This is a genomic window from Streptomyces sp. NPDC019443 (genome assembly GCF_044389785.1).
Classification (GTDB): Bacteria; Actinomycetota; Actinomycetes; order Streptomycetales; family Streptomycetaceae; genus Streptomyces.
In genome coordinates, this window is record NZ_JBIRYJ010000004.1 from 38,406 (window position 1) to 55,033 (window position 16,628).

11 protein-coding genes are annotated in these 16,628 nt (G+C 69.2%); 7 read left to right on the forward strand and 4 right to left on the reverse strand.

From position 1 onward, the window contains the following. Window positions 1-61 precede the first annotated feature (61 nt). The 3 genes from ACH492_RS14400 to ACH492_RS14410 all read left to right on the forward strand — a co-directional run bounded on the left by ACH492_RS14400 (window position 62) and on the right by ACH492_RS14410 (window position 9,147). Window positions 62-1,330, forward strand: a complete 1,269-nt coding sequence (locus ACH492_RS14400; protein WP_398986299.1) for an LCP family protein — start codon at window positions 62-64, stop codon at window positions 1,328-1,330. A gap of 408 nt (window positions 1,331-1,738) precedes the next feature. Continuing rightward, on the forward strand, window positions 1,739-4,981 hold the full coding sequence (gene drmD, locus ACH492_RS14405; RefSeq protein WP_398986301.1) for a DISARM system SNF2-like helicase DrmD: 3,243 nt from the start codon (window positions 1,739-1,741) through the stop codon (window positions 4,979-4,981). After that, window positions 4,981-9,147 carry an Eco57I restriction-modification methylase domain-containing protein gene (locus ACH492_RS14410; protein ID WP_398986304.1) on the forward strand — a complete coding sequence of 1,389 codons (4,167 nt, stop codon included), beginning with the start codon at window positions 4,981-4,983 and terminating at the stop codon, window positions 9,145-9,147. Before drmD ends, ACH492_RS14410 begins: the two co-directional genes overlap by 1 nt. Window positions 9,148-9,203: 56 nt before the next feature. Here ACH492_RS14410 and ACH492_RS14415 read toward each other — a convergent pair whose 3' ends face one another. Both ACH492_RS14415 and ACH492_RS14420 read right to left on the reverse strand, forming a co-directional pair. Continuing rightward, complete coding sequence (locus ACH492_RS14415; RefSeq protein ID WP_398986306.1) at window positions 9,204-9,422, reverse strand: DUF397 domain-containing protein; 219 nt, start codon at window positions 9,420-9,422, stop codon at window positions 9,204-9,206. Further along, entirely contained in the window at window positions 9,419-10,297 is an 879-nt protein-coding gene (locus ACH492_RS14420) for a helix-turn-helix domain-containing protein (RefSeq protein WP_398987305.1), read from the reverse strand. The genes ACH492_RS14415 and ACH492_RS14420 overlap by 4 nt, the downstream gene beginning before the upstream one ends. 163 nt (window positions 10,298-10,460) lie before the next feature. Here ACH492_RS14420 and ACH492_RS14425 point away from each other — a divergent pair, with 163 nt between their 5' ends. The 4 genes from ACH492_RS14425 to ACH492_RS14440 all read left to right on the forward strand — a co-directional run bounded on the left by ACH492_RS14425 (window position 10,461) and on the right by ACH492_RS14440 (window position 14,520). Next, window positions 10,461-10,901, forward strand: a complete 441-nt coding sequence (locus ACH492_RS14425; protein WP_398986309.1) for an ATP-binding protein — start codon at window positions 10,461-10,463, stop codon at window positions 10,899-10,901. A gap of 280 nt (window positions 10,902-11,181) precedes the next feature. Next, window positions 11,182-12,141 carry a helix-turn-helix domain-containing protein gene (locus ACH492_RS14430; RefSeq protein WP_398986311.1) on the forward strand — a complete coding sequence of 320 codons (960 nt, stop codon included), beginning with the start codon at window positions 11,182-11,184 and terminating at the stop codon, window positions 12,139-12,141. A gap of 40 nt (window positions 12,142-12,181) precedes the next feature. Beyond that, on the forward strand, window positions 12,182-12,508 hold the full coding sequence (locus ACH492_RS14435) for a hypothetical protein (RefSeq protein ID WP_398986313.1): 327 nt from the start codon (window positions 12,182-12,184) through the stop codon (window positions 12,506-12,508). A 203-nt stretch (window positions 12,509-12,711) separates the two neighbouring features. After that, complete coding sequence (locus ACH492_RS14440) at window positions 12,712-14,520, forward strand: hypothetical protein (RefSeq protein ID WP_398986315.1); 1,809 nt, start codon at window positions 12,712-12,714, stop codon at window positions 14,518-14,520. Between the two features lie 80 nt (window positions 14,521-14,600). Here ACH492_RS14440 and ACH492_RS14445 read toward each other — a convergent pair whose 3' ends face one another. After that, window positions 14,601-15,113 carry a hypothetical protein gene (locus ACH492_RS14445; RefSeq protein ID WP_398986317.1) on the reverse strand — a complete coding sequence of 171 codons (513 nt, stop codon included), beginning with the start codon at window positions 15,111-15,113 and terminating at the stop codon, window positions 14,601-14,603. Between the two features lie 27 nt (window positions 15,114-15,140). Then, window positions 15,141-16,271 carry a reverse transcriptase family protein gene (locus tag ACH492_RS14450; protein ID WP_398986319.1) on the reverse strand — a complete coding sequence of 377 codons (1,131 nt, stop codon included), beginning with the start codon at window positions 16,269-16,271 and terminating at the stop codon, window positions 15,141-15,143. Window positions 16,272-16,628 lie beyond the last annotated feature (357 nt).

Genomic DNA, 16,628 nt, shown 5'->3' on the forward strand with positions numbered 1-16,628 from the left:
CTGCCCCTATTCCCCCACCCGCCTTGTGGGCAGCGGGGGCCCGCCCTGCACACTGGTCCGCATGAATGACTGGCCCGATGGATGGTCCGACGACCGCGGCAACAACAACGCAGCCGGCTACGGCCGCGGCAGCGGCGGCGCTCAACCCGAGGGCGCGCGCGTGATGCGCCATGTGCAGCGCCCGGCCGCACCCCCGCGCGGCGGGGTCCCGCCGCAGTCGCGAGGGTACGACGAAGGCTATGACCAGCAGGGCTACGACAGCGGCTACAACACGGGCCAGGTCTACGGCGGCCCCGGTGGCGGCAACGGCGGCCGGCCCTACGACGACCGGCCCTACGACGACCGGCCCGCCCCCAACTGGCGCCGCCGCCTCAAGGTCGGCTCGCTGACCCTGGTCGTCGTACTGCTCGCCGTCTCCATCGGCACGTACTTCTGGGCCGACTCCAAGCTCAAGCGCGAGGTCGACCTCTCCAAGGTCATCGAGCGTCCCGGCGAGGGCGAGGGCACGAACTATCTGATCGTGGGCTCCGACAGCCGCGAGGGCATGACGGCCGACGACAAGAAGAAGCTCCACACGGGCTCGGCCGAGGGCAAGCGGACCGACTCGATGATGATCCTGCACGAAGGCTCGAACGGCCCGACGCTGATCTCGCTGCCGCGCGACTCGGACGTGGAGATACCGTCGTTCAAGGGCTCGGAGTCCGGCAAGCTCTTCCCGGCCGAGGGCCGGCGGGTGAAGCTGAACGCGGCGTACGCGGAGGACGGCCCGGAGCTGCTGGTCCGCACCGTCGAGCACAACACGGGCCTGCGCATCGATCACTACGTCGAGATCGGCTTCGCGGGCTTCGCGAACATCGTCGACGCGATCGGCGGCGTGGAGATCGACATCCCCAAGGCTTTCAAGGACAAGAAGTCGGGCGCGGACTTCCAGGCGGGCAAGCAGACGCTGAACGGCGAGCAGTCGCTGGCGTTCGTGCGGACGCGGTACGCCTTCGCGGGCAGCGACCTGGACCGTACGAAGAACCAGCAGAAGTTCCTTGCGGCCCTGGCGAGCCAGACGGCGACGCCGGGCACGATCCTCAACCCGTTCAAGCTCTACCCGACGATGGGCGCGGGCCTGGACACCCTGATCGTCGACAAGGACATGTCCCTGTGGTCGCTGGGCAAGATGTTCTTCGCGATGAAGGGCGTCACGGGCGGCGACGGCAAGTCCATGAACATGCCGATCTCGGGCAGCCGGGGCGGGAACCTGGTCTGGGACAAGGCGAAGGTGAAGCAGCTGGTGCAGCAGCTGAAGAACGACGAGACGGTCACGGTCTCCGACAAGTGACGCCCTGACCGCCCTCCGAAGGGCTCGCCGCGCGACACCGCCCGGCGGGCCCTTCCCTGTCCGCCGTCACCCGCCAACAGGGTCGGCCTGGCGCGGAAGTTCTGCACTGGGGTACGGGGCGAGCGGTCCTTGCCTTGCTCGTCCGGTACGGCCGGCCGCCATCAGGCGCTCGGTAACCCGCTGGGTGCGCGCCTCGCCCGTAATGAAGGCGCCGTGCAGAGAGGCAGCCACCGGCAACCGGACAGCCCGCCCAGCTGAGCGACGTAGACCTGACCGGTGACTCACTTGGTCAGCCGCGACTGCCCAAGGCCAAGAATTGCCGAGTGCGAGCGGACTAAGCTTCCGAGGGGGTTCGGCAGCGCGGCGCCCTCGCCCGCGGCCGTGGGGACGAGAGCAGGGGTGCCATCGATGACGGACCTGACCACAGAGGCCGCACCGACCGGAATCGACGCCGGGGAAGAGCCAGGGGTACCGGCGCACGGCCAGCTGGTCACCGTACGGAACCGGCCCTGGGTTGTCACCGAGGTCACCCGCTCCGCGGTCTCGTCCGAGGACCCCGCGCGCACCGCCGCCGCGTCCGCTCCGCACCTGGTCACGCTCGTCTCCGTGGAGGACGACGCCCGTGACGAGGAACTGCGTGTGGTGTGGGAGCTGGAGCAGGGGACGGTGGTCCACCAGCAGTACGAACTGCCCTCCCCCGAAGTCGGCATGGATGCCCCGGAGCGCCTGGACGCCTTCCTGGACGCGGTCCGCTGGGGTGCGATCGCCTCCGCCGACAAGACTGCCCTGCAGGCGCCGTTCCGGTCCGGCGCGGAGATCCAGGAGTACCAGCTCGCGCCCGTCGTGCGTGCCCTGTCCATGCCGCGTACGAACCTGCTGATCGCCGACGACGTCGGTCTCGGCAAGACCATCGAAGCGGGCCTGGTGATGCAGGAGTTGATGCTCCGCCACCGGGCCCGGACCATGCTGATCGTCTGTCCCTCCGGCCTGACGTTGCAGTGGCAGGACGAGATGCGGGACAAGTTCGGCCTGGACTTCCGGATCGTGAACAGCGCACTGCTCAGGGAGTTGCGCCGATCCCGCGGCCTGTACACAAACCCGTGGACGCACTATCCGCGGCTGATCGTCTCCGTGGACTGGCTGAAGCGGGAACGTCCGATGCGGATGCTGCGCGAGGTCCTGCCGCACGTCCCGGAGTATCCGCGCGCCTTCGATCTGCTGGTCGTCGACGAGGTGCACACCTGCGCCCCGTCCGGGACCGGCAAGTACGCCGTCGACTCGCAGCGTACGAAGGCGATCCGCGCTCTCGCTCCCCACTGCGAGCACCGCCTCTTCCTCTCCGCCACGCCGCACAACGGCTTTCTGGAGTCCTTCACCGCGCTTCTGGAGCTGCTGGACGACCACCGCTTCGCCCGAGGTGTGAAGCCGTCGGACGAGCAGCTGCGCCGGGTGATGGTGCGCCGCCTCAAATCGGAGCTGCCCAAGACCTGGGACGGCAAGGCGCGTTTCCCCGAGCGAGTGCCGCATGCGCTGGAGCTGCGGTACGGGGACGAGGCCCGCGCCGCGTACGCGAAGCTGTCCGCGTACGCCCGCTCACGTCGCGAGGCAGGTGGTACGAACGCCGCACGCACGGCCTCGGACTTCGTGACGACGCTGCTCAAGAAGCGGTTCCTGTCCTCCCCGAAGGCCTTCGCCGAGACCATCGACGTCCACCTGGAGACGATGACCAAGGGGCCGGCCACCGAACAGGCCCCCAGCGAGAAGGTGCTGCGTCCGCTCATCGAGCAGGTGGAGGAGACGGCGGAGAGCGACGACGAGCACGCGGAGGCTGCCGAGCGGGCTCTGACCGCGGTGCGCCAGGCGTCGCGCACCCTCACCCCGCAGGAGCACTCCCAGCTCAAGGAGCTTTCCGTGTGGGCGCGTACGGCCGTCAAGCGGCCCGACGCGAAGTTCGCCGCGCTGCGTGGCTGGCTCGACGACATCGTGTGCAAGAACGGCCCCGCGGGCGACTGGGAGCCGGACCGGGTGATCGTCTTCACCGAGTACCGCGACACCCAGCGCTGGCTCTTCGACCGGCTGATCGCCGCCGGATATCCGGCGGACCGGATCGCGCAGCTCTACGGCGGACAGAAGCCGGACGAGCGGGAGCACATCAAGACGGTCTTCCAGGAGGACCCGTCGCTCTCCCCGGTCCGCATCCTGCTGGCCACGGACGCCGCCAGCGAGGGCATCAACCTCCAGGCCCACTGTCACCGTCTCCTGCACTGGGAGATCCCGTGGAACCCCAACCGCCTGGAGCAGCGCAACGGCCGCATCGACCGTCACGGCCAACGGGCGGACCAGGTGGACGTCTTCCACTTCGTCCCGGAGGGCTGGCAGGGCTTCACCGCGGCGGACGACGCCCCGGACTCCGGGCACGGCGACGGCACGCTGGAGGACGAGCTGCACTTCCTCGCCGTCGCCGCCCGCAAGACGGAGCAGATCCGCGAGGACCTGGGCAGCGCCGGTGAGGTCATCGCCGCGCAGGTCGAGCAGAAGATGCTGGGCCGCCGCTCCGACTGGACCACCGCCGACGCCGAGATCAGCAAGCGGTCGGGGCGGGCCGTCCTGAAGGTCGACCGGGACCTCGCCAAGGAGCTGGAGAGGCTGGTCGCGGAGCTCGCGGGCAGCCGCGACACGCTGCACCTGACGCCCGAGACCGTGGAGCGGGTGGTCCGTACGGGACTCCAGCTGGCACACCGCCAGGATCTGACCGAGGTCCCGGACCCGGCGGGCGGTGACTCCCCGGCCCGCTGCTTCCGGCTGCCCGAGCTGCCCGGTGCCTGGGCCCACGCCCGCAACGACGGGCTGCGCCATCCGCTGACCGGCCGGGAACGGCCGGTGGTCTTCGACGAGCGGGACGCCCGCCGGCGGACCGATGTGGTGCTGATGCACCTGGGCCACCGTCTCGTCCAGATGTGCCTGCGTCTGCTGCGCGCCGAGCTGTGGTCGGGCGGCCAGGGGGCGAAGCTGTCCCGGGTCACCGCACGCGTGGTCCCCGGCGATCTGCTGCGGACCCCGGCCGTCATCGCCCACGGCCGGGTGGTGATCTCCGGGCGCGGCGGTGCCCGGCTGCACGAGGAGATCATCACCGCCGGAGGCGCCCTTGTCGGCGGCAAGCTGGAGACGGCACGCCAGGACGAGCTGGACGCCTGGCTCTCGGCGGCCTCGGACGAGCTGCCCGCCGAGGAGATGACGGACCGGCTCACCGAACTGTGGACACAGACTCAACTGAAGGACCGGCTCTCCCGCGCCCTGCGTACCCGCGCGCACACCAGGTTCCGGTCGGTGGAGAACCTTCTCGCCAAGCGCTGCGAGGAGGAGGTGGAGGGCATCCGGAAAGTGCTCGCAGAGCTGGAGCGCTCGATCCGGGACCGTCTCGACGATCACGGATACTGGGAGCAGGGCTCGCTCTTCGACATCGACGACGAACGCCGCCAGCTGCGCGCCGACCGTGAGGCACTGGGCGAGCGCCTGTCCACGATCCCTGCCCTGGTCGAATCGGAGTCGCAGGCGCTCCGAGCCCGCTGGGCCGATCCGACGCCCCGCTGGTTCCCGGTCGCCGTCACCTTCCTCGTCCCGTCCGCCCTCGCCCGTGGAGACCGTCACTGATGCCCCCCGCCGCCCGCCGACCCGTGACGGGGCACATCCCCACCCCCGCCGAGCAGCACGAGGAGTGGCTGCGGCTGCTCCGCCCGGACGGACCGTTCGTCTCGTTGCCGGTCCTGACCGAGGTGTTCCCGCAGGGCCTGGACACCGTGCCGAAGGAGGCTCTGCAACGGCTGCGCCAGGCGTGGGCGGAGGTCCAGGAGGACACGGCGCTGCTGCGCCACGGGTGGGAGCGGCTGATCCTCGGCGAGGTCCTGGGCTGGACGCCCGGCCTGCGCGAGGGCGCCGCCCTCCCCGAGTCGCTGCGGGCCGGGGCGAACACTCCCGACGCTGTGCTGCTGGGCCCCGACCGTGACGGGCCGGTGTCACGGGGGCTGTTCTTCCGTACGCCGGGCTGGGGCGACTCCCTGACCCGGGCGAGCGGCGACACCCCGTCCGCGGTGGACCGCGCCGCCGACCTGGCCCGCTGGCGGGAGGTCCCGCTCGCCCTGCTCACCAACGGGCGCGAATGGGCGCTCGTCCATGCCCGCCCGAAGGAAGCCACCACCCTCGCCGTCTTCGACGCCGACCTGTGGCTGGAGGAACCGCTGCTCCTGCGGGCCTTCGCCAGTCTGCTGCACGCCCGCCGCGTCGCCCTCCCCGCACGGGACGAACAGGGCGCGCACACCTCCTCGCTGGCCGCGCTGTACGCCCGTACGGCCGACCAGCAGGCCGAGGTCACCGACACGCTCGGCAAGCAGGTGCGCGCGGCCGTCGCCCTGCTCGTCGCGGAACTGTCGCGCCTGGACCGTGAATCGGGCGGCGAACTGCTCGTCGGTGTCAATGGGAAGCCGCTGTACGACAGTGCGCTGACGGTCATGATGCGGCTGGTCTTCCTGCTGTACGCGGAGGAACAGCGGCTGCTCCCCGCCGACGACCGGCTGTACTCCGATTCGTACGCCGTCGGCCCACTGCACGACGAGCTGGACGCCGAACGTTCCCTGCACGGCGGCGAGCTCGGCGACCGCCGGGCAGCGGCGTGGCCACGGCTGCTGGCCGTCTTCGCCGCGATTCACGGCGGCTCGACCCACGACGAGCTGTGGATCCCCGCGTACGGCGGTTCGCTCTTCGACCCGGCCCGATTCCCGTGGCTGGCCGGCGCGAAGGTCACCGACAGGGTCGTCTACGAGATCCTCGACGCACTCCTGGTGCTGCGCAGGAAGGGGAAGGGCGGCCGGGAGGCCCTCTCGTACAAGGGCCTGGACGTCGAGCAGATCGGCCATGTCTACGAGGGTCTGCTGGAGTACGGGTGCGAGCGCGCCGACCAGCCGTACGTAGGCGTGGTCCTCGGCCGCGACGGCCGGTACGAGGCGGTGCTGCCGCTGGCCGACCTGGAGCGGTGGCAGGCGGCCGGGACGATCGAGCGCGAGCTGAAGGAGGCGACGGGCGTCACGTCCATCGCCCAGATCCGCAAGGCCCTGGAGAAGGCGGGCACGGTCACCGCCGAGCTGCACGCCTCGGCTGGTAATGACGATGAACTCGCCGCCCGCATCGCCCCGTTCGCGGGTCTCGTCGGGGACGATCTCCGCGGCGAGCCGATGGTGTTCCCGGCCGGATCCATGGTGATGGTCCGTTCGGGCAACCGCCGCAACACGGGCACCCACTACACGCCGAAGCCACTGGCGGAGGAGGTCGTCGAGCACACCCTCGCCCCGCTGTGCTTCTCGCCCGGCCCGGCGGAGGGCGCGGCCGTCGGGGTCTGGCGGGCGAAGCCGGCGGAGGAGCTGCTGAAGCTGCGTGTGCTGGACCCGGCGATGGGGTCGGGGGCATTCCTGGTCTCGGCCTGCCGGTACCTCTCGGACCGGGTGGTCGACGCCTGGCTGCGGGACGGCCTGCCGGACGAGATCCGCAAGGACGTGGGCGAGGACGACCGGGACGAACTGCTTCGGGTAGCACGGCGGCTGGTCGCCGACCGGTGCCTGTACGGCGTGGACCGCGACCCGATGGCCGTGGAGCTGGCCAAGCTGTCGCTGTGGCTGGTGACGCTGGCGAAGGGCCGGCCGTTCTCGTTCCTGGACCACGCCCTGCGATGCGGGGACTCGCTGGTCGGCGTCATCGACGTGGAGCAGATCAAGGCCTTCCATCTGGAGTCGGGCGCCCGGCAGTTGAGCGAGGACGTCTCGCGGGCGCTGGACGTCACGGAGACGCTGCTCTCCGAGGCTGCGGAACTGCGGCGGGAGATCGAGGCAACACCGGTCCACGACATCCGGAGCGTGCAGGCGAAGACGGAGAAGCTGCGCCGCGCGGAGGCCCTGTCGGAGCAACTGCGGCTGGCGGCGGACGCGGTGGTGGGCGCGGCGCTGGCGGCGGAGGGCATCTCCGACGAGGAGGCGTCCGAGCTGACCGGTGAGGAGAAGGTCGGCGGCAAGCGGGGCGCGGCGCAGCTCCGCGACGCGAAGGAGAACGCGAAGGAACGGGCCTACCGGAACCGGCTGGAGTCGGTGGCGGGGCTGGTGGCGACCGCACTGGAGGAGGAGCGCGCGAGGGACGGGAGCTGGGCGGAGCCCGGTTCCTCGTTCGCGGGGCAGCAGGCGCGGGAGATGGTGGACCGCTGGCTGACGGGTGAGCGGACGGCCGCTGTACGGCCGCTGCACTGGCCGCTGGAGTTTCCGGAGATCATGGGCATCGGTGGGTCGTCCGGGTTTGATGTGGTGATGGGAAATCCACCGTTTGTGGGCGGCCTCAAGATCACGGGTGCGCTGGGTCACGACTACCGCGAGTATCTAGTCAATCGGCTGGCAGGCGGAACGCGTGGACACGCGGACCTCTGCGCGTACTTCCTGCTCCGGAACCTGATGATCGCGCCAGGACAGCGAACGGGCATCATCGCAACGAACACGATTGCACAGGGTTACACCAGGGAAGTGGGGCTTGATCAGGCCACGTCAAATGGCTGGACGGTGAGCCGGGCAGTTAGATCTCAGCCTTGGCCAGGCACAGCCAATCTGGAGGTTGCGCTTGTCTGGCTGAGTCGGGATGTAGGGGCCACCGAAGCTGTCTTCCTGGACGGCCAACCTGTGAAGGGGATTACGCCCCTCCTTACACCGCTTTCACGAGCAACGGGCATGCCCCATCAACTGGTTGAGAACGAGAACCGGGCTTTCATTGGATCGTACGTACTGGGTGCCGGATTCATTCTCGAACCCGAACAGGCCCAAGCGCTTATCAAAAAGGACCCCAAGAACAAGGACGTCTTGTTCCCGTACTTCAACGGTGACGATCTGAATCAGCGAACGGGCTCCGCAGCTCGCCGCTGGGTGATTAACTTCCGCGACAGGTCTCGAGAGGCGGCTGCGGAATACGAGGACGCATTTGCCATCGTGGAGCAAGAAGTCAAGCCCGAGCGCGCCAAGAACAAAAACAAGCAGCGCAGAGAAATTTGGTGGCGGTTCACACGACCGACGATCGAATTGTACGAGTCGATCGATCACCTAGATCGAGTGATCGCTATCGGCCAGACCAGCAGTACACAGCTGCCAGCCCTGCTGCCCCGTGAGTCCGTCTTCGACCAGAAGTTGACTGTCTTCCCCACGGAGAGCTACGCGGAACTCGCCTTCCGTAGCAGCGAGTTCCAGTTCTGGTGGACCGTGCAATACGGCCCTACCCGAACCGCGGATCTTGTCTACACGCCGACTACCTGCTGCGCTCCCTTGCCTGTTCCTGAGCTCACCGGCGAATTGAGCAGCCTCGGCCTGAAGCTGGAGGAACTTCAGAAGGCCACCGGCCTCGCCCTCACCCCGCTCTCACAGCGAATCCACTCGCGCGAGGATTCCGCGGCCGCCGTCATCGCGCTTAGGGACATCCACCGGCGGATCGATTATGCCGTGCTGACTGGCTACGGCTGGGACTTTGACCTTGAGTACGCCTTCCATGAGACACGGCGCGGCACCCGCTACACAATGTCACCGAAAGCCCAGAACGCGATCCTGGACCGGCTCCTTGAGCTGAACCATGCGCGGTACGAGGAAGAGGTCAAGCAGGGGCAGCACACGCCAGAGGCGAAGAGGCGGCGGGCCGCAACGCGGAAGGCCAAGGCGAAGGCTCCGGCCGCGGCGCGCGGAACCACAACCGGAAACGATGGAGAAACGCTCAGCGACGGACTGTTCCCTCAGCTAGACGGACTATTCTGAATCACATTGCAGCGCGGCCCGCTCCCAGCATCAACCGAACGCGGTGCGCGAGCAGTTCAGAGGGGTCGGCGTTCGGACGCGTAGGTCACGAAGTCGGCCCACGCATCCGGCGCGAACCCAAGCAGCGGCCCCCGCACATCCTTGGAGTCGCGGACGTGGACCGTACCGGGGGTGCTCACCACCTCAACGCATTCGCTGCTGTTGCTGCTGTCGCTGTAACTGCTCTTGAACCACTCCAGCGTGGAATCGTCCCCGACAGAGGCCTTGCGGATCATGTTTCTCCCAGCACTTGCTCGATGAGGGCCAGCGACTCCCCTGGCGTGAGAGCCTGGGCCCGGATCATGCCATACCGCAGCTCAAGGATTCGGAGCTGTTTCGGATCGGAGATTGCGCGGCCTGCGAATGCCCCCTCGGAGCGTCCCACCGCCGTTCCGTCCCCGAACTTCAGCACCTGCGTCTCTCCCTGCATTCCGGCGTGGTCCTCGCGGGCGGTCGGCATGACCTGGATCGCGACGTTCCGCAACTTCCCCACCTCCAGGAGACGTTCGAGCTGTCGGTGTAGCACCATTCTGCCTCCGAGTGGGCGCCGCAGCGTTACCTCTTCCTGCACGAAGCTCAGCGCGGGGGCGGGCGACCGCTCGAAGATGGAGCGCCTCGCAACACGGGCTGCAACCGCCCGTTCGATCTCGTCCTGCTCATACGCGGGTTGCCGCATCTCGAAGAGTGCCCGCGCATAGTCGTCCGTCTGCAACAGCCCATGCAGGTTGTGGTCGCCGTATGCCAGCAGCTCGACTGCCCGCTCCTCCATCTTCGCCAAGTCCCGGACCTTCTTCGGGTACCGAACCTCCGCCACATCCCGCTTCATCGCCGCGAGCTTCCCACCTGCGCCCAGCACTTCGTCCGCTCTGTCCAGGAACTCCGGACGGGGGATGCGCCGGCCGCCCTCCACTTTGTAGATGAGGTCCTCGCCGTACCCGATCGCGGCCCCGAACTCACCGGCCCGCAGCCCTGCCGACTCCCGCCAGACCTTGATCTGACGGCCCACCGCAGCGACCACCGCCACCCCCGACTCGTCGTCGGGATCGACGTCCCAGCCGGGATCGTCCGCCCCGCCGTCCCCACGCTCCGTACCCTCGCCATCCATACTCATGCGTGCCCCACTTCCGACGTGCGTGCCGTTCTTCCTCAACACCTTTTGTCCCCAGCACGTCACCCCGGACAGCCGGGACAGCACTGGACAAGCCCGGGACAATGACACTACGTAAGAGCTTCGTCACTGGGCACGCTACGCAGACGCAGCCACGCTGAGTGACGTGAATCAACAAACCGCTCGCCCCCAACACTCCGCCACCAGATGCGCGTTCACCGTGCTGCTCTCCCCAACCCGCCGAGGTGCCCGGCTTGCCCGTCTGCTGACCACGGCCCAACTAGCTACCTGGGGGCTCCCGTCCGAGTCGGCCGCGCAGATCGTCGCCGAGCTGGCCACCAACGCCACGCTCCACGGCCGCGTCCAGGGCAGGGACTTCCGGCTGGATCTCGCCGTCCGGGACCATGGCAAGCGGCTGCGGATCGAGGTCACCGACACCTGTGGCGACCGGCTCCCGCCCGGTCCCGGTACCGCCACCGCCCCGGCCGCCGACTCCGAGTCCGGGCGCGGTCTGCTGATCGTCGAAGCGCTCGCCGACCGCTGGGGTGTCGCGTCAGGACCCGTGCCCCGCAAGACCGTCTGGGCCGAGCTCGACCTCGTACCGTGACTGGTCGCACCGGGTCGCGGTGTCCTGCGACCCGGTTGTCCGCGACGCGCTGCCGCACGACGCAAAGAGCTCTCAAGAACGTTTGAAAGAACCGGGAAAGTACCCACCCAACCCCACCCCGCCCTCGTCACCCTCACGGGTGACCTTGGCCAATCGGGCTGGATTTCGGGCGGGTTGGCGGGCATATGCTCGCCGCGACAACCGCAGACATGCGTCGGCCCCCGGCCGGGACTGCAATCCCGATCGAGGGCCTGACCACCGAGGAAGTTAGGGCTTCCCGATGGATACCCAGCAGGTTAGCGCGCCCTCGCGCACCTCGTCCCGTGTACCCGGACGCGTCACCGCTTTCGGTGTGATCCACGTGAAGTCGGTCCACACCAGCCGCTTCACGATCGTCGGCAACCACCTCGCCCAGCACGGCGAGTTGTCGCTCACCGCGATCGGACTCGCCGTGCACATCCAGTCACTGCCCGACGGGGCGAAGGTCGGCATCAAGGTGCTCGTCGACCGCTTCCCGGAGAGCGAGGCCCGTATCGCCGCCGCGCTGCGCGAACTGGAGGAGCACAGCTACCTGGAGCGCACGCTGGTCCGCCTCCCCGGCGGCAAGCTCGTCACGCGCACGATCTCGCACAACCACCCAGGCGCCGGCACGATCCCAGCCGCTGCACCCGAGCCGCAGGCCGAGACGGACAGACCGGCGCCGGTACAAGCCACACCCTCGCCTCCCGCAGCGGAACCCGAGCCCGCAGAGCCCCTGGCCCCGGAGCCCGCCCAACCGCCCCCCGTCGCGGAGGCCGCCCCCGACCCCGTACCGCCGCCGCCCGCGCGCCCGCGCCCGCCGCTCCCCCAGCCGCAAACCCCTGACCTGGAGCAGCATCGCGTGGCCACCGGCCTCCTCGCCGGCCTGCGCCGTGACCACCCCCGCCTGGTACTCGGCGAGCGGGACGTCCGCCGCCTGGCCCCGGCCGTCGTCGCCTGGCTGGAACGCGAAGCCACCCCCGACGCCGTCCGCCACGCCCTCACCACCGACCTTCCCCACCCCCTGAAGCACCCGGCGGCCCTGCTCGCCCACCGCCTCACCGCACTCCTCCCGCCACCGCTCCCCAACCTCCCCTCGCCGGACGTCATCCACCCCATCCAGGACTGCACCGGCACCTGCAAGCGCGTCTTCCGCGCCCCCGAGCCAGGCCTCTGCCGCGACTGCCGACTCGAAGCCCAAGCCAAGACCGACGCCGCCTGACTCGCCCGGGGCCGCCCCAGCCACCCACACCGGAGGAACCATGGACGACGACATCGAGGCCGCCCGCGCACACCAACGCGCCAAGGTCTACGACGAGCTCGTCGACATCGCCACCCGGCTCCAGTTGCTGGTCCGCCTGAAGAACGGCGTCGACCCGCACGTCGGCTCGGCCCTGCACGCGGTCCGCTTCGCCGTCACCATGCTCTGCTCCACCACCCCGGACTCCCCGCCACCCGGCTACCGCCACGACAGCGAGTACCTGCTCGGACTCGCCGCCCAGTGGCGCGAAGCAGCCCTGAAAATCAGCGAGTTCGCCGTCGAACCCCCGGCTTTACGCCTGGTCGGCGACACCACCCCACCCGCCTGACACCGCCACCACACCCTGCGGATCCCACAACACTGCCCCTGCGGTGCGGGAGGGTTCACGCGTACGGCAGGACAGGCCGACGGGACTCCTCCCCTTAACACGACAAACCGGTCCCCACACTGCCTGAAACCGTGCATACTCGTCGTCGTTCCGGGCCTCGGCACTGACTGCGCGGCCCGCTGACGGACAGCGAGGGGGGGCGCGTGTTCACCGAAGACAGCCGACTGGTGAAAGTCGCCGTGCTCGGCAGCCGGACGTCCGACCAGCCGGTGATCCTTCCCCAGGAGCACGACGACGCCATGCTGTTGAAGCGGCGCCACGGCACGGACGCCTTCTGGTGCGGGACGCTGCTCGGCGGCTGCGGCAACATCCTGACCGTGCGCATATGCCACCGCAGTGTCAGCCACTTCGCGCACCGCCCCGGGGACCGGTGCGGGCGGCGGTTCACCGGCGAGAACAGCGGGGACCACCTGTATCTCCGCCGGGGGGTGCGCCGCTGGCTGGAGGCGTGCGGGCTCGACCACCGGCTCGAACTGGCCAAGCAGACCGACGGCGACTGGACGTACCTGGACGCCTTCCTCCCCGCCCCCGGGCTGAAGCTGCGCTTCTACTGCCCCTACGCCGGGTCGTCCCTGCCGCGCGCCGCAGTGGACTTCGCGCTCAGCGGCGGCTACGACGAGGTGCTGCTCGGGGAGCACACCCCGGCGCCCCGCGAACCCCTCGCCCGGCGCGGGTACGCCCTGCGGCTCCGCATGGTCAGCAACCGGAACGACGGTTTGCTGCAGCGACGCGTCCAGATCGGCACCGAGTTACCCGGACGCCGTGTCACATGGCAGGACATCGACACCTGCTGGGTCACGTCAGCCGGCCTGATGACACCGGCCGCCCACCAGGCCGTCCCACCCGGAACATCCGTCGCGCGCTACCGCCAGAAGGCCCCGTACCGCCCCGAACCGCAGGAGGACACGGCGGACGGTGCACGCCACCCGCGCCGGCCCGTGACCCCGGCAACCCCCATCCAGGAGGCTGCCTTCGTCGTGCGGGACTACCTGGAGTACTGCGCCGCGCACCGGGAGACCACGACCTGGCGCGACCTGGCCAGGATCACCGGGCTCGACCTCCACGCCTTCGCCCCCGCCCGCTGCCGGACACTGCTCAGCATGGTGGACGCCGCGACCCGCCCGACGGAACCGCTGCTGTCCGCCCTGATCCGCAGGGACAACGGCCACGCCCTTCCGTACTTCCGCGACCACGCGAGGTCACTCGGCCGCCTCGTGCCCGGCGGACACGCCGGGGACGAGTGGTGCGCCCAGCAGACACGGAGGCTCTTCTCGGCGCACCAAGGTTCACCGCAGGGCGGTGACCGCAAACGACAGGAGGCGATCCGGCGCGACACGGCGCGCATGAAGAGGCTTCTGGCCACGGCACACGACCTGCTGGACTTCGCGGGCGAGGAGGACCAGCGGAAGCTGACGAACGCGATCAAGCAGGCCCGGTCCTGGGAGGAGCAGTGGCGCGAGGCCAGACAGCGCGGAGTCGCCTACCGCGCCTGGAAGGCCCAAGACCAGCAGAGGGAGCTCGGCAAGCGGATCACCGCTCTGGAACAGTCGGTCCGGCGGGGTGACACGCTCCTGCGGGAGCTGCGGCGCCATCTGGTCACGGTGGCACACCGTCGTGGCACGGTCACCGTCGCCGACCTGTTCGGCCCACAGGGCGCCGTGGCGACGAAACTCCCGCCCGCTGGACTCCTCCGTACCCTCGTACGCGCCGAGGGCAGGATCACCGACGACGTACCGATCCTGAGCGCCCTGATCACCGACCGGGAGGGCAACCCGCCGCCCGAAGCCCGGGACCTCCTCGCCCGGCTGGGATTCGTCCGCCCCGTGTCGGGCGATGTGCTGTCGATCGTCTGGCGGGAGGAACAGCAACGCGCCTGGGTAGCACACGGCACGCCCTCGACCGAGATGCGACCGCGCCGCATCCCCCGGGCGACATCGACCAAGAGACGGTGACCACCGCTCACTGGGTCAGGATCCGGGCCCACGGGATTCCCAGCCCGGTCTGACGACTTGGAGCGCAGAATCCTCAGAGGTCATGCTTCCAGGGAGTCCTCAGAGTCGTCCTTGCTCTCGGCCATCACTCTTCCGCCGACGAAGGCCACGCCCAGGGCCGCCAGCACCCCCGCGCCGGCCAGCGCCTTCCCGAGCGCCCCCTCCAGGAACTTCTTGTTCTCGCTGTCCTTCTGCGACTGCTCCCTTCCGGTCTTCTGGATCTGCTCGATGAGGTAGATCCGCTGCTCCCACGTCAGGTCACCCTTGTCGAGTTCCCTCCGGAGGATCTCCCTGATCTCCTGGAAGGCCCGGTGCACATGCTCCTGGCTCCGCTCGTTCGCCGTGAGCGTGGACTCGTGCGCCTTCTGCATCATGTCCACGGCGTTCTTGGCGAAGTCCTTGAACGCGGGGAACTGCTCGACGATCTTCAGAGCCACCTCGGTGCTCATGTCGGGCATCATGGCCACGAATCTGACCATCTTGTCCTTGGAGAGATACCTCCAGGAATCGATCCCCAGCGCCTTCTTGATCTCGGCTTCGTTCTTGTAGCGCATGCCGTTGCTCCGCCCCGCCCTGTTGTGTCAGTCGAACGTCCAGCCCTGTGCACTCAACGCGGCCTGCCACCGTTCACGGACCGGACGAGCCCACTCTGCCTCGGCTCCGAGGGCGTAGGCGATCAAACCGTCGATGTGATTGACCATGCCCGCCAGCGAGGCGAAGTCGCGGTGCTGTTGATGGGACCGGATCCCGAACTTCTCGATGCCGTACAGGTGTCCATGGAGCCGAGCCTTGAAATCCGGGGTGAGGCGGAGGGTGTCCCCGTCGACGAGGAGCCCGAGCACGGCCCTGCGGGCGCCGGGCGGGACGATGCGGGTCTTTCGGGTATTGACCGTAAAGCCGAACCCCCGCACCGTGTGGCTGAGCTCCCGGAGCAGCGCAACCGCCGCAGCTCGGGAGAACGGGGTCGTGCCGCCCGAGAAGACCATGTCGTCCGAGTACCGGGTGTAGACGAGGCCGTGGCGAGCGGCAATGCAGGCAAGCCGGTCGTCGAGCGGGCGTACCGCGAGATTCGCGAGCGCGCCGCTGGTGGGTGCGCCCTGCGGGAGGAATCCTCCCCAGCCGCGCTGGTACGCGGTGATCTTGGGGTAGCGGTCCGCCCGCTGGGGATCGACGACGTCCCCGCGATCCTCCCAAGTGCAGAGGCGTGTCAGCTCGTAGGAGATCAGCGGCTGGTATCCGGCCGTCCGGAAGGCCTGGTGGATCCGGCGCTCGCCTATCGATCCGAAGAAGTCCTCGATGTCCATCTTGATCAGCCAGTGTGCGCCCAGGTGCCTGCGGGCGCATTCCGCCACGGATCGGCCCCGCACGTACGCGAAGGCGCTGGGATGCACGGGCAGACCGTCCAGGATCTCGTGCAGGATCCAGCGCTGGGCCGTCATCAGCTCGGGTACGGGAGCGAGAAGCTTTCTGGGGCCTCGGTCGGCCTGACCGGGGGTGTGAAGCGGCCGGTAGTGGAAGCCGCGGCGCTCGACCGCGCGGCGCAGGCTGCCGTAGGGCACTCCCGTGAGATGCGCCAGATGCCCGAGGGTGACCACGGGAGGCAGACCACGCGCATCCGCGGCCGCCGACTGCCGCAGCGCCCGCTCGGCGGCCCGTGACGAGCGTGTGGCCGGGACGGACTTCAGGTAGAGATGAGGGGAGGCGCTGACCATCTACCTTTACTTTCTCCTCCCGGCCCGACCTCAGCGTCACGCGGAAGTTGATTCACGGGCCGCACCCACGGGTCGGCCCTGCCCCCGGGCCTCTTGCGGGGCCCGGTTGGGCCGGTTCCGACGGAACCGGCAGTACTAGATCTCAGCGCCCCTCCCTGAGGGACACAGGGTAGTAGGGGGCCGGCAAGGTGGTACAGCCTGTTTCCGCGCATGATCCGCAGTAACACCTGTGCGCACGACCAAAGTTGGCTGATTCCTGTCGGGCCTCCGCAGCCCTGCGGCTGCGCCAGTACACCGGCTCCCCGAGTACCAGTCGGCCCGCGTCGGTGAGCTGGCGTCCTCGGATCAGTTCGAGCT